The sequence below is a fragment of the Stenotrophomonas sp. 1L-E-5-B-C3 genome, assembly GCF_057292075.1.
The window spans coordinates 112,347-136,644 of record NZ_JBXAWS010000008.1 but is presented as its reverse complement, the minus strand read 5'-3'; the positions used below and the strand labels follow the sequence as shown (position 1 = coordinate 136,644).

The window sequence follows — 24,298 nt, the reverse complement described above, 5'->3', positions numbered from 1 at the left end:
GCAGGCGCCCGGGCCTTTTCGTTTCCACAGCGGTTCACACCTGACGCACGTGCATCGCAGGATGATGGATGCCCCGCCTGGAGATCATCATGGCACTGCGTGTTGTGCGATTGGGCACCCCTCGCGCCCCCGGTGAAGGCCTGCGCATCGGCACCGTTCGGCGCCCACCGCGCGGCGTGCCACGCAGCGAATTCGCGAAACAGGACTGGTACGACGTCTGGTTCCCGACCCTGTCACCCAGCGCGGAGCTGGTGAAGCAGGCCCATGAAGCGAAGACCACCGCCGACTGGAATGCCTTCTTCCGCCACTACAAGGCCGAGATGAAGGCACCCGATGCCGCGCATGCGCTGGATCTGCTGGCCGCGATGTCGCAGCACAGCGACATCAGCGTGGGCTGCTACTGCGAGGATGAGACGCACTGCCACCGTACGGCATTGCGCGAGCTGCTGGTCGCGCGCGGGGCGACGCTGGCGGAGTGATGATTGCAGAGTTGCCGGCCAGCGGCCGGCACTACCGGTGGATGACCGCGTGGGTACACCGCCCGCGCAATTTCAATTGCAGGCCTTGCCTTCCATCTGCAGCTGCGCGGCGAACATCGTCACCTGCGGGATCTTGCCTGCAGCGGCCTGCTTCTTCGCTTCTTCCAGATAGATGCGCGACTGGCCCTGCCCATCCAATGCCTGGGTATTGTTCACTGGCAGGCGCCACACCCGCACTACTGCCTGCTGCGCCGGGCACGCGGCATTGGGTACGCGGATCACATCGTTGAGCTTCCAGCCCTTGTCCACACTCGGCTGCGCCTTGGCATAGTCGACGAAGCGTGCGCGCGGCTGGCACTGCTCGCTGGTCCGCACCGGTGCGAAGCGATACGGCTCGGCCGCCTGGCCGGTGAATGCACCTTCCAGTCGCGCACAGGCCTCGGGGATCTGCCGCAGCGTGTGCACTGCGCCCACCGTCTGTGGGGCACCCACGGCACGCTGCAGCTCGGGGGTTTCCACGGCGAGTGCCGGTACGGCCGGGACCAGGGCGGCAAGCATCAACAGGGACAGGCGCATGCGGGATCTCCTTCAGGACTGTGCGCAGGCTTGCAGAGGCAGGCTTAACGGGGCGCAAAGACGCATCCATCGAGCAGCCACTGCGCTCGCCGGGCATGGCCCGGCGCTACCATCCGGGCGCAGGTGCACGCATACTGCGGGCACCAGGGAATGCTGAACACCGCCATACGTCGGACGACCACCAAGGTCGGTACGGGTTGGTTCCAGGCTGCAGCCCGTCGTCCCCCTCGTGGTGCAGTTCATCGCCACTGGATGCTTGTCCATCCATTCTGCGGAGGGGTCTAATGCTGGAACGTCACGGGCTGTCACTGGCGCTGGGCTGCGCCATTCTCGCGATCCTGTTCGGAATCGTCTCGGCGCGCTGGATCCTGCGCCAACCCACCGGCAATGAACGCATGGTCGCGATCGCCACCGCGATCCAGGAAGGTGCGCGTGCCTACCTCAACCGCCAGTACCTGACCATCGGCGTCGCCGGCGTGGTGCTGTTCGTGCTGGTCGGCATCTTCCTCAGCTGGTACACCGCAGTCGGCTTCGCCATCGGCGCGGTGCTGTCCGGTGCCGCCGGCTACATCGGCATGAACGTCTCGGTACGCGCCAACGTGCGCACCGCCGAAGCTGCCCGCCACGGCATCAGCGCGGCGATGGACGTCGCCTTCCGCGGCGGTGCGATCACCGGCATGCTGGTGGTCGGCCTCGGCCTGCTGGGCGTGGCCGGCTACTACGCACTGCTGCTGCGCATGGGCCTGCCGATGGAACAAGCGCTGCATGCCCTGGTGGGCCTTGCCTTCGGCTCCTCGCTGATCTCGATCTTCGCGCGCCTGGGCGGCGGCATCTTCACCAAGGGCGCGGACGTAGGTGCCGACCTGGTCGGCAAGGTCGAAGCCGGGATTCCCGAGGATGACCCGCGCAACCCGGCGGTGATCGCCGACAACGTCGGTGACAACGTCGGCGACTGCGCCGGCATGGCTGCCGACCTGTTCGAGACCTATGCGGTCACCGTCATCGCCACCATGCTGCTGGGCAGCCTGATGCTGACCGAGGCCGGCGCCAACGCGGTGCTGTATCCGCTGGTGCTGGGCGGCGTGTCGATCATCGCCTCGATCATCGGCGCGCTGTTCGTCAAGGTGAAGCCGGGCGGCTCGATCATGGGTGCGCTGTACAAGGGCGTGATTGTCTCCGGCGTACTGGCCGCGATTGCGTTCTACCCGATCACCACCGGGTTGATGAGTGACAACGTGCACGGGCCGATGGCGCTGTATGGCTGCGCATTGATCGGGCTGGTGCTGACCGGCCTGATCGTGTGGATCACCGAGTACTACACCGGCACCCAGTACAAGCCGGTGCAGCACGTGGCACAGGCGTCGACCACCGGCCACGGCACCAACATCATCGCCGGCCTCGGGATCTCGATGAAGTCCACCGCACTGCCCGTGATCGCGGTGTGCGCGGCCATCTGGGGTGCGTTCGCGCTGGGTGGCCTGTACGGCATCGCCATCGCCGCCACCGCAATGCTGTCGATGGCCGGCATGATCGTCGCCCTCGATGCTTACGGGCCGATCACCGACAACGCCGGTGGCATCGCCGAGATGGCTGAACTGCCCTCGGAAATCCGCGACATCACCGATCCGCTGGATGCGGTGGGCAACACCACCAAGGCGGTGACCAAGGGCTATGCAATCGGTTCGGCGGCACTGGCCGCGCTGGTGCTGTTCGCCGACTACACCCATAACCTGCAGGCGGCCAATCCCGGTCAGGAGTTCCGCTTCGACCTCAGCGACCACACGGTGATCATCGGCCTGCTGATCGGCGGCCTGATTCCTTATCTGTTCGGTGCGATGGCGATGGAAGCGGTCGGCCGCGCCGCCGGTGCGGTGGTAGAAGAAGTGCGCCGCCAGTTCCGCGAGATCCCCGGCATCATGCAGGGCACCGGCAAGCCGCAGTACGACAAGGCGGTGGACATGCTGACCCGCTCGGCGATCCGCGAAATGATCGTGCCCTCGCTGCTGCCGGTGGCGGTGCCGGTGGTGGTCGGCCTGCTGCTGGGGCCGCGCGCACTGGGCGGCCTGCTGATCGGCACGATCGTGACCGGCCTGTTCGTGGCCATTTCGATGACCACCGGCGGCGGCGCCTGGGACAACGCCAAGAAGTACATCGAAGACGGCCACTTCGGCGGCAAGGGCAGCGAGGCGCACAAGGCGGCAGTGACCGGCGATACCGTCGGCGATCCCTACAAGGACACCGCCGGTCCGGCGATCAATCCGCTGATCAAGATCATCAACATCGTGGCGCTGCTGCTGGTGCCGCTGCTGTAGATCCACGCCATGCGCAAACCCGTAGAGTCGAGCTTGCTCGACTCTACGGCCGCGCCCGCCTCATCCACCGGACGACAAGCAGCACGACGGCGATCATCCAACAGGCGTAGATCGGCCGGTCCCAGCCATCGAAGAGGCTCAGCGGGCTGCCGATGAAGGCGAACGAGGCCAGCCACGCGCAGAGTACGCCGGGCAGCCACGAGCCACGCCGGATCCAGAAGGCCGCGAACAACAGCAAGGGCAAGGTCAGGATGATCGCCGGCGTGAACGGTGCCAGCGAAAGAACGGCCACGCATGCAGCCAGGAACACGCTGCACCAGGCCAGCCCCCGTAACGTCCGTGTCGTCATGCCAGCCTCCGCGCGTCCATTGACGGTCATGCACGAGCATAACGCCTGCGCGCTGCCGTGAATTCCGGTTGGGGTCAGAGTCCTTTCCTGCGGAAAGGGATCCGACCCCGATGGCGATCACCGCCCGCGCAGGAAGAACGACACCGGCACCATCACTTCCACCGGGTCGCCGGCCACTTCGGCCGGCGGCGCCGGTACCGGGCTGGCCCGCTGCACGGTGTCCAGCGTCTCCTGGTCGAGCAGCGCGAAGCCACTGCTGCGGCCCAGTTTCAACCCCGAGACCGCGCCATCGCGGGCAACCGCAAAGCGCACGTAGACCACACCCTGCTGGCGCAGCCGCTCGGCCTGGCGCGGATAGCGGCGGTGTTTCTGCAGGTGCCCGAGCAGGCGTCCTTCCCAGGTCGCCTCGGCACGACTGCGCTCACCCGCCGTGGTCTGCGGTGCGGTGTAGCGTGTAGCCGCGTCAGCCGCCACCTGCGGCGGTGCGCTGGTCTGCGCGACGTTGGCGTCAGCGGTGTCCGGCGACGGCGTCGGCTCCGGTGTACGCGGCGGTGGCAGCTCACCCTGCGGCTGCATCGGCGCCTTCGGTTGCTCGCGCAGGGCCGGCTTCGGCGCCTGCCGCTGCTGTTGCTGCTGCAGCGGCCCGGTGGCGACCTCGCGCGGCGGCACCGGCGGCGCCTGCGCCATCGGCGCCAGTTCCAGCATCAGCGCCGCAGGCGGAACCGCAGCCGTCAGCGCCGGCGCACGGGCCGCCCACCAGCAGGCCGCGCCGATCAACAGCGCATGCACCAGCAGTACGATCGCCAGGCTGGTCGCCCAGCGCCGCAGTCCACTCATCGTGCGCCCTGCTCCAGGCCGACCAGCGCCACCTTCAGGTAACCGGCCGCTCGCAGCGCATCCAGCGTGGCCATCAGTTCGCCATAGGGCACGCGGGTATCGGCACGCAGGAAGATGCGCTGCGTGGTATCACTGTGAGTGGCCGCCTGCAATGCAGCCGCCAGCCCGTCGCGCGCTACGGCCTGTTCGCCAACGCGCAGCGACAGATCTGCCTGCACGGTCACGTACACCGGTGCCTGTTCCGGCGGCGTGGCACTGGCATTGCTGGCCGGCAGCTGCACCGGCACCGACACGGTGGCCAGCGGTGCGGCCACCATGAAGATGATCAGCAGCACCAGCATCACGTCGATGAAAGGCGTGACATTGATCTCATGCGCTTCTTCCGGCGCATCGTCACGGTCGGACGCGGTCCTGATCGCCATCGTCGCGCCTCAGTGCACCGCACGCAGCGGCGCGGCTGCGGTACGCGGAACGGCACGATCGAGATCGCGTGAGACCAGTTGCTGCACGGCCGCCGACAGATCGCCGAGCAGCCCACACAGGCCAGCCAGCACGCGGCTGAAATGGTTGTAGACCAGCACTGCGGGAATCGCTGCGACCAGGCCCAGCGCGGTCGCCAGCAGGGCCTCGGCGATGCCGGGGGCGACCACCGCCAGGTTGGTGGTGTTGCTGTGGGCGATGCCGATGAAACTGTTCATGATGCCCCACACCGTGCCGAACAGGCCAACGAACGGCGCCACCGCGCCGATGCTGGCCAGCACGCCGATGCCGCGCCGCTGCACGCGCGCAGTTTCCAGTTCGATACGGCCCAGGCGCGAGGCAACGCGTTCCTTGGTGCCATCGCGGCTGTCCAGCTCCTGAGACAGGCGCAGCTCGGTTCGCGCCGCGTCCAGCATGGCGAGTGCGGTGCCCTGCTGCACACTGGCGTCGGCGCTTTCGCTGGGCAGGCTCGGCGCCTGCAGCAGCAGCGCACGCGCTGCGCGCAGCTGCCGTGCCTGGCGGGCCAGTTCCCAGCCCTTGGCCAGCAGCACGGTCCAGGTGGCCAGCGACGCCAGCGCGAGCGCGATCATCACGGTCTTCACCACCACGTCGGCGGCCAGATACATGCCCCAGGGCGTCAGTGCAGGGGCAGCCACGGGGGCCAGGTCAGCAGGCAACATCGTCTCGTTTTCCATCAGCATCAGGGGTCGCAGCACGGCGGCGTGCCGAGCGCGGATCATTGGCGTCGTCCACTTCCACGACCGGGTTGGGCTCCAGCCGCGGTGCGGGCCGACTGAGCACGTAGCCGGCACTGACCGCGAAGAACAGGCCCACGCCCAGCAGCAGCCGCCAGGACGGGTGCGCGCCCCAGCAGAACAGCGCGAAGCCCACCGCCATGCCGGCGCTGGCAAACGCCTTGCCCTTGCGCGACACCGCGCCCTGCTCGCGCCACAGCCGAAGTGACGGGCCGTAGCGCGGGTGCGCCAGCAGGCGTTGCTCGAACTTTGGCGAACTGCGCGCGAAGCAGCCCACGGCCAGGATCAGGAAGATGGTGGTCGGCATCACCGGCAGCAGCGCGCCGATCACCCCGAGCCCGACCATCACCCAGCCCAGCGCGAACCAGAGCCAGCGCATCAGCGTTGCGCCGATAGGCGGGAGGCGTGCATCAGGCGAATTCCACTTCAACGTGGCCGTGCACGCTGCGGAAGGCGGCATCGGCGGCGTCGATCACCTGCTGCTCCTGCTCGGCGCTCAGCGGCACCGCATCCAGCGCAGCGGTGAACTCACGCCAGTGGCGCGCCGCGCCATCCGGGTGCGCGGCCAGGTGACGGGCGCCGAAATCGCGGTCCAGGCCGAGCTTGGCGGCCATCTTGTACAGCACGGTGCCGCCCAGGTTGGACCCTTCGGCCACATACAGCCACCCCAATGCGGCGGGTAGCTCCAGATCGGACGGCAACGCCGCGATGTCGGCTCCCGGCAGGGTCTGCTCCAGATCCTGCAGATCGCGTGCCACCTGTGTAAGGCGGCGGCGCTCACCGAGGTCGGGCAGCAGTGCGTCCAGCGCAGGGTTGGCATACAGCGCATCGATGCTGCGGTGGAAGCGGTACTGCACGCGCAGGAAACGGGCGAAGTTGCCGCGGTCGGCGAAGATGTCGCCGGCCATGATGCGTTTGTCCAACGCGCCGTGGCTGTCGCGGGTGGCGGCCTTGAGCCGCAGGCTGCGGCTGTCTTCAGGGGCGATGTGTGCGTTCATGGGGGAATGCCAAGGGGGTCGTCCTGCTGTAGACGTTCGCCACGGGGCTTTCCCCAAGCCCATGTGCACCGATAATGGGCCATTCCCTTCTTCCACCCGGAACCGATGATGATCACCACCGAACCGCGCATGACCAACCTGTTCCTGCAGCTGGGCCTGGACGCCAGCGCCGAGGGGATTGCCCGCTTCATCCGCGAGCACCAGCTGGCCACCGATGTGGAAGTGGCCGAGGCCGCCTACTGGAACGATGCCCAGCGCCAGTTCCTGTCCGAATCGCTGCAGGCCGACGCAGCGTGGAGCACTGTGGTGGATGAGCTGAACGAGTCGCTGCACGAAGATGCAGTGAAGGCGGCGACCGGGCTGTAACTGCCTGGAGGAAGGCGCCGGGCATGGCCCGGCGCTACCGTTGTCTCCCGATGGGGTCAGAGCCCTTTCCGCAGGAAAGGGATCCGACCCCATCACTCATCCGCAGCCGATCAATACTTCCAGGTCAGCGCCAGCCTCGCGGTACGGCCCGGGGCCGGCATCACGCCCAGCGCCAGCGGATCCAGGTAGTAGCGGTCGGTGACGTTGTCCACGCCCGCTTCCACCGACAGCTGGTCGTTGAAGCTCCAGCTGGCGAACAGGTCGACCAGGGTAGTCGGCCGGTACAGCTGCTGGATCGCCGACAGGCCCACGTTCCAGTCCTTGTCCAGCTTGCTGATCGGGCCGGCGTTGTGGACCACGCGGGTGCCGAAGGTCAGGCGCTCGTCGAACAGGCGCGAGCCCAGGGTCAGGTTGACCATGTAGCGCGGCGGATTCTGGGTATTGGTGTACGAGCCCTCGAAGCCACCGTCCACGCAGTTGGGCGTGTTGGCCAGCTCATCGTTCCTGCGCTGTGCCCCATAGGCACGGCGCTCGGCGGCGATGTCCGGTGCACAGGTCTTGGCCTTGAAGTAGTAGTGCGCGGACAGATCAGCAAATACCTTGCCGCTGTCATAGCTGGACTGGAACTCCATGCCCGAGACCTTGAACTGGTCGACGTTGCGGATCAGGCCGGCCGACAGCGTGCGGTAGTCGCGCGTGATCAGGTCATCGATGCGGGTATCGAAGTAGGCCAGCTTCAGTGCCAGGCGGTCGCCGGCAGTGAACAGGTCGTAGCGGATGGTACTGGCGCCGATTTCCCAGCTGCGCGCGCGCTCCGGCTTCAGCTCGCCCACCGGTTTGGCGGCAGTGAACAGGCCCAGCGTGGTCTCGAACAGGCTCGGCAGCTTGGTGCCTTCGGCGTACTTCACGTAGACCATGGTGTCTTCGCTGAAGCGGTAGGCCACACTGGCGGTGGGCGAGAACGCGGTATCACGACGGCGGATCGGCTGCGACCAGGTCCAGCTGACCGGCACTTCCAGGTCCTGCGCCTTGCCGGCGTCGTAGAAGTTCCAGCCACCGATGTCGCCCACCGTACCCTTCTTGTACGGTGAGGCCAGCAGCGATTCCTGGGTGAAATTGCCGTTGGCGTCCGGATACCAGTTCAGCAGCGCGATGCGCTTGGCACGCCACGACGGCAGCGCCGGGTTGCCGTTGAGCAGTTCGGTGTAGCGGTACTGGCCCTGCACCTCATAGGCGTCGGGCGTGGCAAGGCGGTTGCGGTCCTGCACATCCACGCGGTTCCAGCGGCCGCCGGCCAACAGTTCCCAATGCTCATCGGGCTGCCACTTCAGCGAGGCCACGGCACTGTATTCCTTGCGCTCGGCGTTGCGCAGGAAGCGGTTGTTGATCAGGTCATCGTGCATGACCGGCCCCGAACTGCCCGGCGCGATGTCTTCGTCGCTGTAGGACAGGCCATAGTCGAGGGTGAACGCGCCGGCACGAGTGTCGAACTTCGAGGTATTGCTGGCATCCAGGCCGAAGCGCTTCTGTCGCAGCGGATTGCGGTAGGCATCCTTGTAACCGGGGTCGCCACTGAAGCTGGGCGCGTCGTACCACTCGGTGCGGCGATCGAAGTACCACGGGGTGATGCCGGTCAGACTGTTGTACATCACGCTGTCGGTGTCGGTGTACGTGGCGTTGACGCGCAGGTCGACCAGTTCGCTGTCCGGATTGAAGCGATAGCGCAGGGTGTAGCTGTCCATGTCAACGTGGCCCGGATCCCACTGCGGGATGCGGTCGCGATCCACACGGATGATCTGCGACGCCATGATCTCCCCGGCGGTGCCTTCGTAGCGGCGATAGCCTGCTTCCAGCGTCTGTGCATCGTCGATGCGCCAGGTGCCCTTGAGCAGCGCCGACTTCGAGCGCGCCGAGGTATTGAAGACCTCGGTACGCGGCGGATTCAGCGGTGCCAGCGTGCGCCGGGTCTGCGGGAAATCGTCGTAGCCGTGCTTGCCGGAGAAGTAGTTCCCATTGTCGCGGTAGGCGTAGGCGGCGACCAGATCGAAGCGATCCCAGTGTCCCGCAGCGGCCACGTTGAAGAACTGGCTGCCGGTGGCGCTGCGATCGTTGCGCGGCGCGGCACTGTAGGAAGGCAGGTTGTTGGCGCTGTTGTTGGCCAGGCCGCCACGCACGCGCACGCCGAAGTCCCGCCCTTCGCGCAGCACGTCACCGATCTTCAGCGTCTCCAACTCGACCACGCCGCCGATGCCACCGGAGGCGTTGGCCTGCAGGCTCGGGCCCTTGGTGATGGTCAGGCTGGAGATCAGGTCCGGGTCGAGGTAGGTGCGCTGCGACTGGCCGGCATAACCACGGTAGGTATCCATGCTGGACTGGCCACCGTCGATGATCACCGGCACGCGGCCCTGGCCCTGGATGCCACGGATGTTGACGTCAAAGCCGTTGCCCACGCGCGGATCACCGGCGGTGACGCCAGCCACGCCCTTGACGATGTCGCCGTTGGACGTACCGCGGAATCGCTCCAGGTGGGTGCGGTTGAGCGTGGTGGCGGAGCCGACGCTGCGATAGCCGTCGAGCAGGCGCGCCTCGTCGCTGGTTGCGCCGCTGTCGATACGGTCGCCGGCCACGCTCAGCGTATCGGTGACGATCACACCGCTGTCGGCCTGCGCCGACGCTGCCGCTTCCAGGGTCACCGCATCGGCACTGACCCGGCGCACCGCCAGGCCACTGCCCTGCAGCAGGCGAGCCAGGGCCTCATCGGAAGACAGGTTGCCGCTGACCGCGTGCGAGCTCACGCCCTGGGCCAGGGTGGCCGGATACACCACCTGCACGCCGGACTGGCGCATGTAGCTGCGCAGCGCTTCATCAAGCGGCTGCGCGGGAATGTCGAAACGCTGCAGGGCCGCATGGCCGCTGGCAGCACTCTGCGCCAGTACGGACGATGGTGCGGCGCTGGCGAGGCCGGCAGCCAGCAACGCGATGCACAGGCGGGACGGGCGCAGCACGCGGCCCGGACGATGGGAGTCGAACATGGGGGAACCTGTCAGGTAATCGGAGCCGCAGGCGCGGCGTCATCCGCGGCGGGCGCGGACACGGCGACGTACGTGGCGGCGGCGGGTACGTTCGCGGGGTAAGACGGATGGGGTGGCGACAACCCCAAGAGGGAATTGCAGTTGAAGGTGTATCTCAGGTTGTCGCGGCGGCTGCCGACCGTTGGTCGGCTGCTTCCAGTGGTGGGTGCCGACCGTTGGTCGGCACACGGGCAATGGCGGGGATCTACGGGTGGACGATGGCGACCCCGAACGGCAGACGGGTAACCTGCAAACCTGCCGTTGCCGCCAGCGCGTCCAGCGCCTGCTCCGGGCGATCGATGCGCAGCGCTGCACTGACCGCCGGCAACCGCGACAGATCACCGTGCACGAAGGTCGGGCCAGCACGATAGCGCCCTACCCCTCGCACCGCGTCGGCGACGCTGGCCTGCTCCAGCAGCAGCTCGCCCTGCCGCCAGGCGCCGACACTGTCAGCCGCCACGTCATCGAGCCGCGTCACGCCACTGCGCTCGCCATAGACCGCACGCTGCCCCACCTGCAGGTACGTCCAGCCACCGTCGGCCGGGCTGGCCACACGCACCCTGCCCTGCCCGACCTGGGTTTCCACCCGGTCATCGCCGCGCGCAACGGTGAACGCGGTGGAGATGTCCTCGACCACACCATTGCCGGCACGCACGCTGAAACGCCGCTGCGCGTCCGGACTGACCTCGAACCAGACGCGGCCCCGCAGCAACTCGACCTGGCGCGCATTCACATCGAAGTGCACGGCGATCGCGCTGTCGGCATCCAGCACCGCGCGACTGCCATCAGGCAGCTGCACGTTCTGTACGACATGCGTGCTGCGATGGTCGGCCTGCGCACGCAGCCAGGCTTCCGGCCACACCACCAGCATCGCCAGCGCCGCAGCGGCGGCCATCGCCCACCGCAGGCGCTGCGGCCGGCGCCGCGCGATCGTCGCGATCGTCGCGGCCTGCGACGGACGCGGCCCTGCGCTGCGCCACAGCACACGCTCGTGCTCGAAGGCACGGCGATGCCCCGGTAGTGCCAGCCAGCACTCGAAGTCGTGCATGCGCGCATCACTGATATCGCCAGACGCCAGCCACACGATCCAGCCCCGGGCCTGTTCGGCCAGGGCATCATCGTTGGCGGCGGGCAGCGTGTTCGGCGGGCTCATGGGCTGGCAGAGAGGCGCATTCAAGCGCGGGCGAAGGAACTAGACCGCATGCACGGTCCAGTAATCAAGACGTTTCAGCGAAGGCCTGCCCCAAGCCGGGTCGTTCATCGGCCGCTGCGCGCCCAAGCCAGGCGTTGCAGCGCGGAGCGCACGTGGTTTTCGACAGTGGTCACCGACACGCCGAGGCGGCGTGCGATCGCGGCCTGGGTCAGGCCCTGCAGGCGGTTGAGGCGGAAAATGGTGCGGGTCGGCTCCGGCAGGTGGCCGGCGGCATCCAGCACCCGCTGCAGTTCGTCCTGTGCCATCGCCTGTTCTTCGGTCGAGATCACCTCGTCCGGCCCCCACAGGTAATGGTCGGCGAGCAGGCGGTTGCGGCGGGTCGATTCACGGCCGTGGTCGGTGGCCAGGTTGGCGGCCAGCCGGTACAGATAGGCCCGCGGGTTGTCGATGGCCTGGCTGTCGTCTACCCCACGCGCCTTGAACCAGACCGCCTGGATCACGTCCTCGGCACCATTGTCTCCACCGAGGATGCGCTGCACCCGGCGCAGCAGTGCCGGCCGCTCGCGGATCAGCAGTTCGGTGAGGGTGGCGGCATTGGAGGACATGCGCAGGGCCGGGAAGACAGACGGAAGGCGCCGCGCATGCTACTCCGTTAATGCGAATCAGTCACGTTCTCATCAATAGATGCACTCGGTCAGGCCGTCATAGGCGCTCTGCGACGTGCCCGGCAGTGGATCGTGCAGCGGATTGCGGGCCGCCAGCGCGGCATGGAAGGCCTCCACCCCGGTGCCCGGCATCAGCGGCAGCCGGCACAGCCAGGTCGGCTGCCGTGCCATAATCGCGCCATCGTTGCGGGAAATCTCCAGATCGCTGGCGGCAAATGCCCACAGACACTCATGGACGGTGCCACGCACCGCATCCACCGAGCAGCGCAGGCGCAGAGCGCGGATATCGCTGTACTCGCCCTCGCAGAAGGTGTCGCCACAGATGGCGTCGAAACCATGCTGCAACCGGCCTTCCAAGGCGAAGAAGCGGTCCCAGTTGGCCTCCTGGTGCGGGTAGTCGATCAGATCGACATAGGGAAACGCCTGTACCGGCGGCGCCATCAGCAGCGCGCAGGTCAGGCCGATCGGCAGGGCAGACATTTTCATGCGGGAGCTCCTCGGGAACAGGGTTCCAGCCTGCACCCGGCGTCCCGATGCCCCCATCGGGCAACACCTCCAGCAAGGGTGGGCCACTGCCGTGCCGTGCTGTCGGCCGCGCCCCCTGCACAGCGCCCGGCAAAGGCATAAAATGGGGGGCTATCCGTCTATATCTCCCACCTGGAGCACGACCATGGGTCTGGAACTCGTCTCGCCCGGCAAGAACCCGCCGGAAGAAATCAACGTCATCATCGAGATCCCGAAGGACTCGGAGCCGGTGAAGTACGAAGTGGACAAGGAAACCGGCGCGATCTTCGTCGACCGCATCCTGTCCACCCCGATGCGCTACCCCTGCAACTACGGCTACGTGCCGAGCACCCTGTGTGGCGACGGCGATCCGGCCGACGTGCTGGTGGTGCTGCCGCTGCCGCTGGTGCCGGGCTCGGTCGTGCGCTGCCGTCCGGTCGGCGTGCTGAAGATGAGCGATGAGGCGGGCAGCGACGAGAAGATCCTGGCCGTGCCGGTCTCGAAGATCTTCAGTGGCTACGCCCACGTTGAAGACATCGCCCAGGTCTCGAGCCACTGGCTGGAGCGCATCGGCCACTTCTTCGAGCACTACAAGGACCTGGAGAAGGGCAAGTGGGTCAAGCTGGACGGTTGGGGCGGCGCCGCTGAGGCCAAGCAGATCCTGATCGAGGCGCACCAGCGCCACCTCGACAGCAAGGCCTGAGCCTGAACCGGATCGCTCCGGCGCAGGCCGTCGGAGCGATGCGGGTCACGTTTCATGACTGCGGCGCATCACCTTTGTCGCCGTATTAGGTAAATTGCGTCACTTCACACGTCGTCGACATCCATCGTCGAGACAGCCAGGGGAATGTGTCGTGCGTATTCTGCTTGTTGGGGATGCAGCCAGCCTGCCGGCCGAGCTGACCGAATTCATTGCCGATCTTGGGGAAGACTGGCAGCCGCTGACCGCTATCGATGGCCAGACCGCGATGACCGCGGTGGCTACGCAGGGCGTGGATGCGGTGATCGTCTGTCCGCAGCTGCCGGACCTCAATGCAACCACGTTGCTCGGCCAGATCCGGACGCTGCGCCCGGAAACCATCCGCATCGCACTGGTGGATGCACAGCATGGCAACCGCCCGCCACCGGCGCGCCTGATCGGTGTCGCCCATCGTTTCCTGCCGTTGCCACTGGCGCCGGAAGTGCTGTTGGAAGCACTGACCAGCCTGGAAGAACTACGCGAGGTGCTGGACAGCCCTCGTCTGCGTGATGCCATCGGCCGCATCGAGAAACTGCCGTCGCCGCCGCACCTGTACCTGAGCCTGACCCAGGCGCTGGAGCATGACGACGACGCCGACAGCGCCGACGTGGCCAAGCTTGTGGCGGCCGATCCGGCCATTGCCGCGAAGGTGCTGCAGCTGTCGAACTCGGCGTTCTTCAGCCAGGGGCGCACCATTGCCGACCTGCGTACGGCGGTGACACGCCTTGGCCTGTCGACGCTGCGCGACCTGGTACTGGCCAGTGAAGTGTTCTCGGCACCGACGTTGTCCACGGCCGAACGCAACTCGCTGCAGCAACGTGCCCTGCTCGCCTCGCGGCTGGCCGCACGCCTGCTGCCCGAATCCAGCGCCGAACTGGGCGCGACCGCCGCCCTGCTGGCCGACATCGGCCTGCTGCTGCCCGGCGTGCGCAACGAGCGCAGCGAACCGTCGCTGGCCGGTGATACCCGCCCAGGCCACGCCGAAGCCGGCGCCTACCTGCTGGGCCTGTGGGGACTGCCGATGCCGATCATCGAAGCGGTGGCGTTCCACCTGCAGCCGCAGCGTGCGAACACGCGCAGCTTCTGGGTGACCGGCGCCGTGCACGTGGCCCTGGCGCTGGTCAATGGCGATCCGGTGGACGAGGACTACCTGCAGCGCGCGGGCGTGCTCAACAAACTGCCGCAGTGGCGCGAGCATGCCAACAGCCTGATGGGGCTCACGCCCAGCGAAGCCTGATCACACCGGCAATGCATGCGATGAAGGCGCGCCCGCAGTGACGCGCCTTCGTTGCATCAGGGCTGCGCGCAGTGGTCGTACACGCAGCGCTCGAACAGGAACTGGCAGTACGCCGCATCCTCACCGGCCTTGATGCAGTTGCTGCGCACCTCCGCGCAATAGCGGCCATTGGCACACACCAGCGGACCGGCCGACACACTGCCGGCCAGGCTCAGGACGGCGAGAACCGCCGCAGCGAACATCCGTGGCATCGCGTTCTTCATTTCGCGCTCTCCTTGGTCCGGAATGGACCTCTGTGAACGTACCAGCGGTCCAGTTGCGACAAGCGTGACCTCTGTCGCTGAACCGCCCGATTCAGAGTTTCCCGACCCGGCCCTGCCAAACGCAAAGAGGGCGGGCCTTGCGGCCCGCCCTCCTCGTATTGCCTTCAGGCTTCGATGGATCAGAAGCGCTGGTTGTACTGGATGAACAGGAAGCGGTCGTAATCCAGCATCGGGTCCAGCTGCACGGCGCTGGCGTTGGTCACCGCGTAGGTGATCGGCGGGGTCTTGCCGAACACGTTGCGGGCACCGACGGTCACGCTGCCGTTCCACGGAGCCTGCCAGGTGGCCGAGATGTCGTGATAGACGATCGCACCCTTCTTGTTGGCACCCAGGCCGCCGGTCCAGCCACCGTTCTCGGTGTAGTAATCCGGCTGGTTGCACTCCAGGCCATTTTCCTGGTCGTAGCAGAAGTCGCGGAAGCCGCCGTAGTAACGCATGGTCCAGGTGGCCGACAGGTCGCCCTTGGTCCAGGTGGTTGCCAGGGTGCCGCGGACACGCGGGTAGTTCCAGTAGCCTGCGTAGTCATCCCATGCAGCGCCCTTGGTGGCCTGCTGACGGAAGCTGGTCAGGTAGTTGGTGTCCAGGTTGAACGACAGGGTACCGAAGCTGTATTCCGGCATACGGTAGCGGACGCCGAAGTTGTAGCCTTCGGTTTCCAGCGAACCCAGGTTGGCATTGCCGCGGCTCAGGCCGGTGACCTGCTGGCCATTGGCAACGTCGCCACGGCTGTACTGGTCACAGAAGGCCTGCACACCGTTCTGGTAGCACTGGTTCAGCACGTAGTTCGCCGACAGCGCGGTGATCACGTTGTCCACGGTGATCTTGTACCAGTCCAGCGAGACGTTCAGGCCGCTGACGAAGCTCGGGCTCCACACCAGGCCCGCGGTGCGGGTCTTGCTGGTTTCCGGCTGCAGCTTGTCGTTGCCCACGCCCGAGTTGAACGGGTTGTTGCCCTGGGTGTCACGGGCACTGATCGGACGACCAGCAGCGTCGGTCTGACGGAAGTCGGACGCCAGGCCTTCAGCACCGCAACGGGCGGCAACGGCCGGGTTGCTGCGCTGGCCGAACACGGCATCACACGGATCGGTGAACTTGTCGAAGGTCTGCGAACCACCGCCGAAGGTGTCGTCCAGGGTCGGGGCACGGAAGCCCTCGCCGTAGGTCGCACGCACCAGCAGGTCGTCGATCGGCTTCCAGGTCACGCTGAACTTGCTGTTGACCGTGTTGCCGAACTTGTCGTAGTCCGAGTAGCGGCTGGCGATATCCAGCGACAGCTCCTTGGCACCCGGCAGGTCACGCAGCAGCGGCACCATCAGTTCCAGGTAGAACTCGTTGGTCTTGTACTTGCCTTCGGTCGGCTGGGCGGCCAGCTCGGTGGTGTAACCCGAGGAGGACAGCGCGTCCGGGTGGTCGTAGCCCGACACTTCACGATGCTCGTAACCGGCAGCGAAGGCGAACTCGCCCGCATTGCCCGGCATGTCGAACAGCGAACCGGTGATGTTGGCGAAGTACTGCTTGCTCTTGCTCTGGCCGGTCGAGTTCAGCAGGGTGTTGATGTACTTCAGCGCATCCGGGGTCGCGGCGCTGGCGCCGCCCAGCAGGTCGAACGGGACGCAGCTGCCCGGGCTGGTGCCCAGCGCGATCGGGTTGGCAGCGGTGCCGCACTGGGCGACGCCGTTGGCGTTGATGAACGACGGGCCGAGGGCGTTCTTCAGTGCCAGCAGGTTGATGTTGCCCGAGCTGGTCTGGGTCACATCGAACTGGTTGTAGTTGATGCCCACATCCCAGTCGAACGGACGGTTGTTGAAGTCGAAGTTGCCTTCCAGGGCCGCGTCGAAGTGCAGCGACTTGACGTTGTTCTGGGTGATGCGCGGCAGTTCGAAGATACGACGGCCCCAGCCACCGATGTCAACGCCGGCGCCCGGGTTGGCCCAGTTGCCCAGCGGGTTGTAGATGCTGTCCTTGCTGATCGCCACCGGGAACTGCGGCTGCGAGGTGCCGGTCAGCGGGTAGCCGGCGATCTGGCGCTTGGAGTCACGCTCGGAGTACATCGCCGTCGACTTCAGACGCAGGTTGTCGTTGATGTCGTAGCTGGCCGAGGTGAACATGGTCTTCGACTCAGCGCCCTGGTTCAGCATCATCTGCTGCGAGGCGTTGTAGTAGTCGTCCAGACCAATCAGGTGGTAGTTGTTGAAGTTGTTCGACGGCTGGCCAACGCCGACCGGGGTGTCCCACGAACCGGTGTGGTTGACCACCCAGGTGTTCGGGACCCACTTGCCAGCCTTGTTGTATTCACCAGCACCGGCGGTGCCTTCGGCACGCGGATCGGTGAAGCGGCCCCACGGGCCCGCCGGGCTCAGACCGTCTTCCTTGTGGCCCTGGCCATAGGAGTACTGGGTCAGGCCACGATCCTTGGCCCACACCGGATCTTCCTTGATGTAGTTCGCGCCGAACACGATCGAGGAGCGCTCGCCGGTGGCACCCAGGGTCAGGCTGTACTGGGTCTTGGAACCGTCGCCGTGGCTGTTCTGGCCGTAATAGGCACTGGCCTCGGCGCCGTCGAAGTTCTTGCGCAGGATGATGTTGACCACGCCGGAGATGGCGTCGGAACCGTAGATCGCCGAGGCGCCGTCCTTCAGGACTTCAATGCGCTCGATCAGCGAGGTCGGGATGGTCGACATGTCGGTGAAGCCGGCCAGGCTGGTGCTCCAGCGCTTGCCGTTGACCAGCACCAGCGTGCGCTGCTCACCCAGGTTGTACAGGCTGACGTACTGGCCGCCCTGTTCCGGGTTGGACGCCAGCACGGCCGCCTTGCTGAAGGTCTGGGTGCCTGCCACGGACAGGTTCTGCAGCAGGTCGCCGACGCTGACCAGGCCCGAACGCTGAATGTCCTCATGGCTTACGGTGAGGACCGGCTGGGAGGTTTCCACATCCACCGAGCGGATGCGGGAGCCGGTGACTTCCAGGCGATCAAGGGTGGTGGGGGCACTGGCTTCCTGGGCGGAAGCAAATGCCGGGGCAAGCGCCAGTGCGATGCCGGCGGGCAGCAGGCCCAACCGCACAGCAGGGGTGCGAACGTTCATCAATCTCTCCAAGGTACGTGTTAGTAGCGTGTTAAAACGCTTCAGCACGTTACGATTGCGTTGCGACGCTGTATTTGCGCGACCCAACCGGAGACTTTGCAGAATGTGGCGGGAGCAAGCCGTCGTTTTCCCTGAAGCGGGAGGCCGACTGGCCGTAGCGGGCCCGGAAGGCACGCGCGAAACTGCAGCAGTTGTCGAATCCGCTCGCCGCGGCGACTTCTCCCACCATCATGTCGGTATCGCGCAGCAGGTCGGCTGCCCGCTCCAGGCGCAACCGCGCCGAAAGCGATTGGGGGCTCTCTTCGTACAGGCTCTGGAACGTCTTGGAGAGGTACCAGCTGGAGAAATTGGTCAGCTCGGCCAGCTCGCCGATGCGCACCACCCGGTGACTGTTGCCTTCCAGATACAGGCGGGCGCGCTGCATGCGGCCAAAGACCTGGCGTTTGCGGCTGCGTGACCGGCCCGGGCAGCGCTGCACATTGTCGGCCAGCCCACGCTGCAGGCCCGCCAGATGCAGCAGCAATGGGCGCAGCGCCTGTGCCGGCATGCCGCTGGCCAAGGCATCGCGCCAGAGGCGCAGGGCAACCCGGGCGTCGCCGCGGCTCATGCGACCACGGCCCGCATACAGGCCGCAGTCGGCCATCTCGGACAGTACACGCAGCGCTTCGGCGTTCAGGTTCAGGCCAACGCACAGGCTGCTGCGTCCTGCCTGGACCAGCGGACGCGACTCCTTCTCGAAGGCGATCCACTCCCCGTGGCGCAGGCGGAAGCGTCCTTCCTTGGCCTCGACCCAGGAATTGCCCCGGACCTGAAGCCAGACCGTGAAGCTGGTGCCTGCGGTCTGCAGGCTGCCCAGCCGGGCCACGCCCATGCAGGTCGGCGCAACATCGTCGAGGGCCTTGTCGAGGGAGACGGTTTGGCCGCGATCGGCCAGCGAGAGTTGACGCATGGGGCACCACGGGTTTGCCTGATACAGGCCTCCGTTTTGCCTAATCAGGCGTCACGCCGTCAGGAAAATCCGCCGAGATCGCCACGAATTCGCGGCGAGAACCCCACGAAGAAATCACGAAGAAATATTCTTCTTCAGTATCAACGAGTTGAGGAATGCCGGGAACAGCGTCGGGGCGGGCTTGGGCAGCTGCATTACGCCGATGTCGGCGCCATCACTGATCGCCAGGGCGACGAACAGATCGCGTCCATCGGCACTGGCACTGATGCCGTTGCCCGCACTGAGGCGCTGTCGATCCAGGCAGCGTTCGGGCGCTTCCTTGCCGGCCTGGATATGGACCAGAGTGGTACCGCACTCGGCAGAGGTACCGAGATAGCCAATGCCACCCGCGCCAGCCACGGTCCAGGTCCGATAGCGCCACCGGCTGGGCCGGTCTTCACTGACCTGCTGCACGCTGGCCGGGGACAGCGACGCGTCCACCGACCACAAGCCACCGGACGCCAGCCGGGTGAACAACACCCGGCCGCCACCGCGATCGAAACGGGCCTGGGAGACGCCATCAATGCTGGCCAACCGGCGCCAGGGGGTCACGCTGCGATCAAACAGGCTCAACCGGGTGCGCTGCTCGGCATCGCGCTCGACCACGAGCAGCTGTCCGGGGGTCGCCCCATACAGCGCCTGCAATGGCTGTTCGACCGGAACCGGCAGCGGCTGCAGGCGTTCGTCACGCGGTGCGATTTCGTAGACCACGGTGCGCCCGTGCTCGTCACGACCGACCACCAGCAACTGGCGGCTGTCAGCCGACCAGTCCGGCGCCTGCCGGCCTTCCGGCCGCAACCCCTCGATCGGCCGCAGCGAATCCGGCCGCTGCATGTCGGCCCACCACAAGGCGAAACTGCCGGAGCGGTCGGAGGTGAAGACCAGCTGGCGGCCATCGGGCGCTGCCATCGGCTGACCGTCACGCCCACTGGAGGCGAACAGGCGTTCGGCGCCCCCGCCTGCCATCGGCATCCTGAACACACCGAACTGTGCACGGCGATGGACGAAAGCCAACACGTCACCATGGCGTGACACCGTCGGCCATTGCGCGTCATCAAGGCCGGCATCACGCAGCGTACGCCGCTCGACATCCAGGTAGTACAGGCGCACCTCGCTGTCGACGCGGCGGCCGAACACGATGCTGCGCCCGTCGCCCAGCCAGGCCCAGCCGCGCTGCTCGGCGGACTCGTTGGTCAATTGTTCCAGCGCACCGCCGCCTGCTGGCATCCGCCAGAGGTCGCCCATCTGCGGGTTGCGGACAAACACCAGCCACTTGCCGTCGGGCGAGTAACGCGGCGCGTAGTCGAAATCATCCTGGTCAACCTCATACGCCAGCGCGCGCCATTGCCCGCTGGCCAGGTCGAGCACGCGGATACCACGATGGGCGTAGCGGCCCACCATGCTGCCGAAGACCAGGCCACGGCCATCGGGGGTCCAGTCGAAACTCAGCAGCTCGGTTCCGTCGCAGCGCGTGGCCTGGCGCACGACGCCTCCGGTCGCGCTGGCGATCAATACCTGGCACCCCCCATCGGCACTGAAACGGGCAAAAGCGATCTCGCGCCCATCCGGCGACCAGCTCGGGAAACGGTCACTGGCACCCTTGGGTGGCAGCGCCAGCTGCCTGGCCGGGGCATTACCGGACGTCTGCACCTTGATGGCGCCGCCGCCGGCACCGTCCTCGTTGGCGCCTTCATAGGCAACCTGCGAGCCATCCGGCGAAAGCGTGGGATACGTCTCAAAACCACTGGTCGCAGTGATCAAGCGATAGGGGCGCTGCGGGCTGCCGATCACCCGCACACCGTTCTCGACCGCCGCATCCACTGGCGAACTCGTTTCCGGTCCGCGGCGCAACAGCAGCGTGGCCATGACCACCAGCGCGGCCAGCATCAGCACACCCAGCACCCACAGCAGTTGCCGGCGCAACTGCCGCCATCCACTGCGCCGTGAAGGAGCCGGCAACACCGTCGCCGTCGGAATCGCACTGGCACCTGCCAGCGCGGGCATCACCTCAGGGACCGCATCAACCTCCACGACAGGCGCCACGTCATCCAGCACCAGCACCGGCACCAACAGGCGATAGCCGCTCTTGGCGATGGTCTCGATGTAGGCCTGGCCATTGTCGTCGTCATTGGCGAACACCTTGCGTAGCTGGGTGACCGCCTGGGTCAGCACGTCATTGGTGGGCAGCGTATCGGGCCAGACTTCTGCAAACAGCTCTTCACGGGTCACGACCCGCCCCGGCTGGCGCATCAGCACCCGCAGCACGCCCAGCGCCTTCGGCGTCAACCGGAGAGGTCGACGTGCGCCTTCGACCTCGACCTCTCGCGAGGACAAGGTGATGACGCAGTCGCCAACCTGGATACGGTCGGCCTCGACGGGCAGGAATTCGCTGCTGTTCATCTTCCGCTATACAGTAGGGACGGGGTCTGGGCAGGGTTCACCAGCAATACCGCCCCTACCGTCCCTGGACAGGGCCATCGAAAAGCCAGATTCCGCACAAAGCATCGGCGCATACCGCAAAAACAATATCGCCCCCGGATATTAGCCTAAGCCGGTTACCCCGCCTATGACGGGGTCGACACTCAGGCTCTCTCTCGCCGACGCATTCACATAATCTGCTTCACTATTCGCGCCCTCTTGGGCGCGAAATTTTTATCTGGCGTTCATTTTCACATGCGCCGAAGCATGGTCAGACCGACCAATCTCGATACGACAAGCGCCACGTACATAACGCCTGCGAACTGTTCAAGCATGACCAGTGCCCGCGCTTGCGGGTGCAGCGGCACCACGTCGCTCAAACCCACTCCGGACAACAAGCTGAAGCTCAGATAAAGAAGCTCCATCCACGTCCGCTGCGCCCCACCGCCAGTGCCCTGGAAACTGCCCGGATACCACTGCTGGCAGACCGCGAAGGTGAATGCGAAGGCCCAGGCCAGCAGTGTGAAGGTTGCTCCAGCAGCAAACAGTTCATCGCGGGTGACTTTATGGTCCTGCAGCATGTAGGCGATCAGGGCCCCCGCCGTATAGAAATACAGCAGGCTTTCCAGCAACTGCGCAGTGGTCAACAGGGCAGTCCGGTCCAGCAGTGCGCCGGCCAGCGAGAACACCACCGAGGGAATGGCCAGCAGCAGCGCCAGCCAGGTGCCCAGCGGGCTGCGCTGGACCACCCACAGCGCCAGGCCGAGTACCGCCATGCCGAACATGCCCAAGGCCGCGCGCGCCCCAGCAGTGTCATCCAGCGCCGGATACAGGACTACCGCCAGCAGTTGCGCGCCCAGCAGCCATGCAGACGGATGGCGGCGGGCGATGGCCAGCCAGCGGGTGGTCACGGCAACGGGCATGGCGTCCTTTTCCCCTGGGCGATGCGGCGAGGATAGCCGGGATGGATGTGAGGCTCCGGTAGCGCCGGGCCATGCCCGGCGGCTGTCCTGAACCCCCACGTCGCCGGGCATGGCCCGGCGCTATCTGGGCGGGATCAGCCCTGGTGATAGACCTCGGCACCGGCGGCACGGAATGCCTCCGACCTTTCCTTCATGCCCGACTCGGCGTACTCGCGCACGTCCTGGGTGATCTTCATCGAACAGAAGTGCGGACCGCACATCGAACAGAAGTGGGCCAGCTTGTGCGCGTCCTTGGGCAGTGTCTCGTCGTGGAACTCCTTGGCCTTCTCAGGATCCAGGCCAAGGTGGAACTGGTCTTCCCACCGGAACTCGAAACGCGCCTTGCTCAGCGCGTTGTCGCGCACCTGCGCGCCCGGATGGCCCTTGGCCAGATCGGCCGCATGGGCGGCGATCCGATAGGCCATGATGCCGTCGCGCACGTCCTGGCGGTTGGGCAGGCCGAGGTGCTCCTTCGGCGTCACGTAGCAGAGCATCGCGGTGCCGAACCAACCGATCATCGCTGCACCGATCGCGCTGGTGATGTGGTCGTAGCCCGGCGCAATGTCGGTGGTCAGGGGGCCCAGCGTATAGAACGGCGCTTCGCCACACTCACGCAGCTGCTTGTCCATGTTCTCCTTGATCAGCTGCATCGGCACGTGGCCGGGGCCTTCAATCATGGTCTGCACATCATGCTTCCAGGCGATCTTCGTCAGCTCGCCCAGCGTTTCCAGTTCACCGAACTGCGCAGCATCATTGGCATCGGCGATGCAGCCCGGGCGCAGGCCATCACCCAGCGAGAAGGTCACGTCGTAGGCCTTCATGATTTCGCAGATGTCTTCGAAGTGGGTGTAGAGGAAGTTCTCCTTGTGGTGCGCCAGGCACCACTTGGCCATGATCGAGCCGCCGCGGCTGACGATGCCGGTGACCCGCTTGGCGGTGAGCGGCACGTAGCGCAGCAGCACGCCGGCGTGGATGGTGAAGTAGTCCACGCCCTGCTCGGCCTGCTCGATCAGGGTGTCGCGGAAGATCTCCCAGGTCAGTGCTTCGGCGCGGCCGTCGACTTTTTCCAGCGCCTGGTAGATCGGCACGGTACCGATCGCCACCGGCGAGTTGCGGATGATCCACTCGCGGGTCTCGTGGATGTGCTTGCCAGTGGACAGGTCCATCACCGTGTCGCCGCCCCAGCGGATTGCCCACACCAGCTTCTCCACCTCTTCGGCAATACCGGAGGACACCGCGCTGTTGCCGATGTTGGCGTTGATCTTGGTCAGGAAGTTACGGCCGATGATCATCGGCTCACTTTCCGGATGGTTGATGTTGTTGGGCAGCACCGCACGGCCGCGCGCGATTTCATCGCGCACGAACTCCGGCGTGATGATCTTCTGGATCGAAGCGCCGAACGCCTCGCCCGGATGCTGCTGCAACAGGCCGGCATCGCGGATCGCTTCCAGCCGCTGGTTCTCGCGGATCGCGACGAATTCCATTTCCGGGGTGATGATGCCGCGGCGCGCGTAATGCATCTGGGTGACGTTGGCACCTGCGCGCGCACGGCGCGGCAGGCTGCGCGCGGGGAAGCGCACCGCATCGAGCTTCGGGTCATGCTCGCGATCGCGACCGAACGAAGAACTCAGTCCTTCCAGCCGCTCGGTATCACCGCGTTCTTCCACCCAGCCGCGACGCAGTGCCGGCAAACCAGCGGACAGATCGATGCGCACCTCCGGGTCGGTGTACGGGCCCGACGTGTCGTAAACGGTCACCGGTGCATTCTCTTCTCCGCCGAACAAGGTCGGCGTGCGGGTCAGCGCGATCTCGCGCATCGGCACCTGCAGATCCGGGCGTGAACCGGGCACGTGGATCTTGCGCGAACCGGGAATGGGCCGGGTCACGGATTCGGAGAGTTGCTGGGCCTGTTGCTGCAGGGCGGAGAGCTGTGCGTTCATCGGGCATCGTCCAGGAAGGTCAGGGACGAAGCGGCGGCGCACTGCGGCCGCATCCGGACGGTC

General features: G+C 66.3%; 22 protein-coding genes. 5 read left to right on the top strand and 17 right to left on the bottom strand.

The window, feature by feature from the left end; all coding sequences use genetic code 11:
* Window positions 1-89 precede the first annotated feature (89 nt).
* Window positions 90-479, top strand: a complete 390-nt coding sequence (locus tag AC0Z6F_RS12490) for a DUF488 domain-containing protein (protein ID WP_485616936.1) — start codon at window positions 90-92, stop codon at window positions 477-479.
* Between the two features lie 72 nt (window positions 480-551).
* On the opposite strand, the gene AC0Z6F_RS12485 is transcribed toward AC0Z6F_RS12490, so the two are convergent.
* A complete protein-coding gene (locus AC0Z6F_RS12485; protein ID WP_485616935.1) occupies window positions 552-1,055 on the bottom strand; it encodes a hypothetical protein in 504 nt (167 codons plus the stop codon).
* A 284-nt stretch (window positions 1,056-1,339) separates the two neighbouring features.
* On the opposite strand from AC0Z6F_RS12485, the gene AC0Z6F_RS12480 reads away from it, so the two are divergent.
* Window positions 1,340-3,367, top strand: a complete 2,028-nt coding sequence (locus tag AC0Z6F_RS12480; protein WP_006390044.1) for a sodium-translocating pyrophosphatase — start codon at window positions 1,340-1,342, stop codon at window positions 3,365-3,367.
* A gap of 43 nt (window positions 3,368-3,410) precedes the next feature.
* Here AC0Z6F_RS12480 and AC0Z6F_RS12475 read toward each other — a convergent pair whose 3' ends face one another.
* From AC0Z6F_RS12475 to AC0Z6F_RS12450, 6 genes are all read right to left on the bottom strand, one after another.
* Complete coding sequence (locus tag AC0Z6F_RS12475; protein ID WP_238380139.1) at window positions 3,411-3,746, bottom strand: hypothetical protein; 336 nt, start codon at window positions 3,744-3,746, stop codon at window positions 3,411-3,413.
* Between the two features lie 87 nt (window positions 3,747-3,833).
* Window positions 3,834-4,553 (bottom strand): energy transducer TonB, encoded by a 720-nt coding sequence (locus AC0Z6F_RS12470; RefSeq protein WP_006390046.1) that lies wholly within the window; start codon window positions 4,551-4,553, stop codon window positions 3,834-3,836.
* On the bottom strand, window positions 4,550-4,975 hold the full coding sequence (gene exbD, locus AC0Z6F_RS12465; RefSeq protein ID WP_012512025.1) for a TonB system transport protein ExbD: 426 nt from the start codon (window positions 4,973-4,975) through the stop codon (window positions 4,550-4,552). The genes AC0Z6F_RS12470 and exbD overlap by 4 nt, the downstream gene beginning before the upstream one ends.
* Window positions 4,976-4,984: 9 nt before the next feature.
* Window positions 4,985-5,713 carry a tonB-system energizer ExbB gene (gene exbB / locus AC0Z6F_RS12460; protein WP_012512026.1) on the bottom strand — a complete coding sequence of 243 codons (729 nt, stop codon included), beginning with the start codon at window positions 5,711-5,713 and terminating at the stop codon, window positions 4,985-4,987.
* The gene (locus AC0Z6F_RS12455; RefSeq protein WP_012512027.1) at window positions 5,700-6,167 is read right to left on the bottom strand and encodes a YbaN family protein; all 468 of its coding nucleotides are present in this window, start codon (window positions 6,165-6,167) and stop codon (window positions 5,700-5,702) included. Before AC0Z6F_RS12455 ends, exbB begins: the two co-directional genes overlap by 14 nt.
* Before the next feature lie 31 nt (window positions 6,168-6,198).
* Window positions 6,199-6,786, bottom strand: coding sequence for a biliverdin-producing heme oxygenase (locus tag AC0Z6F_RS12450; protein WP_046983038.1), 588 nt, complete (start codon window positions 6,784-6,786; stop codon window positions 6,199-6,201).
* A 108-nt stretch (window positions 6,787-6,894) separates the two neighbouring features.
* Here AC0Z6F_RS12450 and AC0Z6F_RS12445 point away from each other — a divergent pair, with 108 nt between their 5' ends.
* Window positions 6,895-7,152: a DUF2789 domain-containing protein gene (locus AC0Z6F_RS12445; protein WP_100435232.1), complete on the top strand. Its 258-nt coding sequence runs from the start codon at window positions 6,895-6,897 to the stop codon at window positions 7,150-7,152.
* Between the two features lie 110 nt (window positions 7,153-7,262).
* On the opposite strand, the gene AC0Z6F_RS12440 is transcribed toward AC0Z6F_RS12445, so the two are convergent.
* The 4 genes from AC0Z6F_RS12440 to AC0Z6F_RS12425 all read right to left on the bottom strand — a co-directional run bounded on the left by AC0Z6F_RS12440 (window position 7,263) and on the right by AC0Z6F_RS12425 (window position 12,527).
* Window positions 7,263-10,184 carry a TonB-dependent receptor gene (locus tag AC0Z6F_RS12440; RefSeq protein ID WP_485616932.1) on the bottom strand — a complete coding sequence of 974 codons (2,922 nt, stop codon included), beginning with the start codon at window positions 10,182-10,184 and terminating at the stop codon, window positions 7,263-7,265.
* A 244-nt stretch (window positions 10,185-10,428) separates the two neighbouring features.
* A complete protein-coding gene (locus AC0Z6F_RS12435) occupies window positions 10,429-11,376 on the bottom strand; it encodes a FecR family protein (RefSeq protein ID WP_485616931.1) in 948 nt (315 codons plus the stop codon).
* A gap of 104 nt (window positions 11,377-11,480) precedes the next feature.
* A complete protein-coding gene (locus AC0Z6F_RS12430; RefSeq protein ID WP_006390147.1) occupies window positions 11,481-11,981 on the bottom strand; it encodes an RNA polymerase sigma factor in 501 nt (166 codons plus the stop codon).
* A 72-nt stretch (window positions 11,982-12,053) separates the two neighbouring features.
* Window positions 12,054-12,527: a hypothetical protein gene (locus AC0Z6F_RS12425; protein ID WP_153676080.1), complete on the bottom strand. Its 474-nt coding sequence runs from the start codon at window positions 12,525-12,527 to the stop codon at window positions 12,054-12,056.
* A 184-nt stretch (window positions 12,528-12,711) separates the two neighbouring features.
* On the opposite strand from AC0Z6F_RS12425, the gene ppa reads away from it, so the two are divergent.
* Together ppa and AC0Z6F_RS12415 are read left to right on the top strand one after the other, a co-directional pair.
* Window positions 12,712-13,248 (top strand): inorganic diphosphatase, encoded by a 537-nt coding sequence (gene ppa, locus AC0Z6F_RS12420; protein WP_005410935.1) that lies wholly within the window; start codon window positions 12,712-12,714, stop codon window positions 13,246-13,248.
* 151 nt (window positions 13,249-13,399) lie between these two features.
* On the top strand, window positions 13,400-14,521 hold the full coding sequence (locus tag AC0Z6F_RS12415; protein WP_006390153.1) for an HDOD domain-containing protein: 1,122 nt from the start codon (window positions 13,400-13,402) through the stop codon (window positions 14,519-14,521).
* A gap of 56 nt (window positions 14,522-14,577) precedes the next feature.
* Here the strand turns inward: AC0Z6F_RS12415 and AC0Z6F_RS12410 are convergent, their stop codons facing one another.
* The 6 genes from AC0Z6F_RS12410 to thiC form a co-directional block, all read right to left on the bottom strand.
* Window positions 14,578-14,784 carry a hypothetical protein gene (locus AC0Z6F_RS12410; RefSeq protein ID WP_012512032.1) on the bottom strand — a complete coding sequence of 69 codons (207 nt, stop codon included), beginning with the start codon at window positions 14,782-14,784 and terminating at the stop codon, window positions 14,578-14,580.
* Window positions 14,785-14,963: 179 nt separating this feature from the next.
* Window positions 14,964-17,927, bottom strand: coding sequence for a TonB-dependent receptor plug domain-containing protein (locus AC0Z6F_RS12405; RefSeq protein ID WP_006390155.1), 2,964 nt, complete (start codon window positions 17,925-17,927; stop codon window positions 14,964-14,966).
* 49 nt (window positions 17,928-17,976) lie between these two features.
* Complete coding sequence (locus AC0Z6F_RS12400) at window positions 17,977-18,876, bottom strand: helix-turn-helix transcriptional regulator (protein WP_006390157.1); 900 nt, start codon at window positions 18,874-18,876, stop codon at window positions 17,977-17,979.
* Between the two features lie 114 nt (window positions 18,877-18,990).
* Window positions 18,991-21,315: a winged helix-turn-helix domain-containing protein gene (locus tag AC0Z6F_RS12395; protein WP_012512033.1), complete on the bottom strand. Its 2,325-nt coding sequence runs from the start codon at window positions 21,313-21,315 to the stop codon at window positions 18,991-18,993.
* Between the two features lie 269 nt (window positions 21,316-21,584).
* A complete protein-coding gene (locus tag AC0Z6F_RS12390; protein ID WP_100435214.1) occupies window positions 21,585-22,256 on the bottom strand; it encodes an ion channel in 672 nt (223 codons plus the stop codon).
* Window positions 22,257-22,390: 134 nt separating this feature from the next.
* Complete coding sequence (thiC, locus tag AC0Z6F_RS12385; protein WP_012512035.1) at window positions 22,391-24,235, bottom strand: phosphomethylpyrimidine synthase ThiC; 1,845 nt, start codon at window positions 24,233-24,235, stop codon at window positions 22,391-22,393.
* Window positions 24,236-24,298 lie beyond the last annotated feature (63 nt).

Excerpts from the sequence above, each read along its gene's own strand:
- exbD (WP_012512025.1), bottom strand. The coding sequence starts at position 4,975 with ATGGCGATCAGGACCGCGTCCGACCGTGACGATGCGCCGGAAGAAGCG.
- AC0Z6F_RS12435 (WP_485616931.1), bottom strand. The coding sequence starts at position 11,376 with ATGAGCCCGCCGAACACGCTGCCCGCCGCCAACGATGATGCCCTGGCC.
- AC0Z6F_RS12480 (WP_006390044.1), top strand. The coding sequence starts at position 1,340 with ATGCTGGAACGTCACGGGCTGTCACTGGCGCTGGGCTGCGCCATTCTC.
- AC0Z6F_RS12485 (WP_485616935.1), bottom strand. The coding sequence starts at position 1,055 with ATGCGCCTGTCCCTGTTGATGCTTGCCGCCCTGGTCCCGGCCGTACCG.
- AC0Z6F_RS12475 (WP_238380139.1), bottom strand. The coding sequence starts at position 3,746 with ATGACCGTCAATGGACGCGCGGAGGCTGGCATGACGACACGGACGTTA.
- AC0Z6F_RS12395 (WP_012512033.1), bottom strand. The coding sequence starts at position 21,315 with ATGAACAGCAGCGAATTCCTGCCCGTCGAGGCCGACCGTATCCAGGTT.
- AC0Z6F_RS12405 (WP_006390155.1), bottom strand. The coding sequence starts at position 17,927 with ATGAACGTTCGCACCCCTGCTGTGCGGTTGGGCCTGCTGCCCGCCGGC.
- AC0Z6F_RS12390 (WP_100435214.1), bottom strand. The coding sequence starts at position 22,256 with ATGCCCGTTGCCGTGACCACCCGCTGGCTGGCCATCGCCCGCCGCCAT.
- AC0Z6F_RS12455 (WP_012512027.1), bottom strand. The coding sequence starts at position 6,167 with ATGCGCTGGCTCTGGTTCGCGCTGGGCTGGGTGATGGTCGGGCTCGGG.
- AC0Z6F_RS12410 (WP_012512032.1), bottom strand. The coding sequence starts at position 14,784 with ATGAAGAACGCGATGCCACGGATGTTCGCTGCGGCGGTTCTCGCCGTC.
- thiC (WP_012512035.1), bottom strand. The coding sequence starts at position 24,235 with ATGAACGCACAGCTCTCCGCCCTGCAGCAACAGGCCCAGCAACTCTCC.
- AC0Z6F_RS12470 (WP_006390046.1), bottom strand. The coding sequence starts at position 4,553 with ATGAGTGGACTGCGGCGCTGGGCGACCAGCCTGGCGATCGTACTGCTG.
- AC0Z6F_RS12445 (WP_100435232.1), top strand. The coding sequence starts at position 6,895 with ATGATCACCACCGAACCGCGCATGACCAACCTGTTCCTGCAGCTGGGC.
- AC0Z6F_RS12425 (WP_153676080.1), bottom strand. The coding sequence starts at position 12,527 with ATGAAAATGTCTGCCCTGCCGATCGGCCTGACCTGCGCGCTGCTGATG.
- AC0Z6F_RS12430 (WP_006390147.1), bottom strand. The coding sequence starts at position 11,981 with ATGTCCTCCAATGCCGCCACCCTCACCGAACTGCTGATCCGCGAGCGG.
- AC0Z6F_RS12400 (WP_006390157.1), bottom strand. The coding sequence starts at position 18,876 with ATGCGTCAACTCTCGCTGGCCGATCGCGGCCAAACCGTCTCCCTCGAC.
- AC0Z6F_RS12450 (WP_046983038.1), bottom strand. The coding sequence starts at position 6,786 with ATGAACGCACACATCGCCCCTGAAGACAGCCGCAGCCTGCGGCTCAAG.
- exbB (WP_012512026.1), bottom strand. The coding sequence starts at position 5,713 with ATGTTGCCTGCTGACCTGGCCCCCGTGGCTGCCCCTGCACTGACGCCC.
- AC0Z6F_RS12490 (WP_485616936.1), top strand. The coding sequence starts at position 90 with ATGGCACTGCGTGTTGTGCGATTGGGCACCCCTCGCGCCCCCGGTGAA.
- AC0Z6F_RS12440 (WP_485616932.1), bottom strand. The coding sequence starts at position 10,184 with ATGTTCGACTCCCATCGTCCGGGCCGCGTGCTGCGCCCGTCCCGCCTG.
- ppa (WP_005410935.1), top strand. The coding sequence starts at position 12,712 with ATGGGTCTGGAACTCGTCTCGCCCGGCAAGAACCCGCCGGAAGAAATC.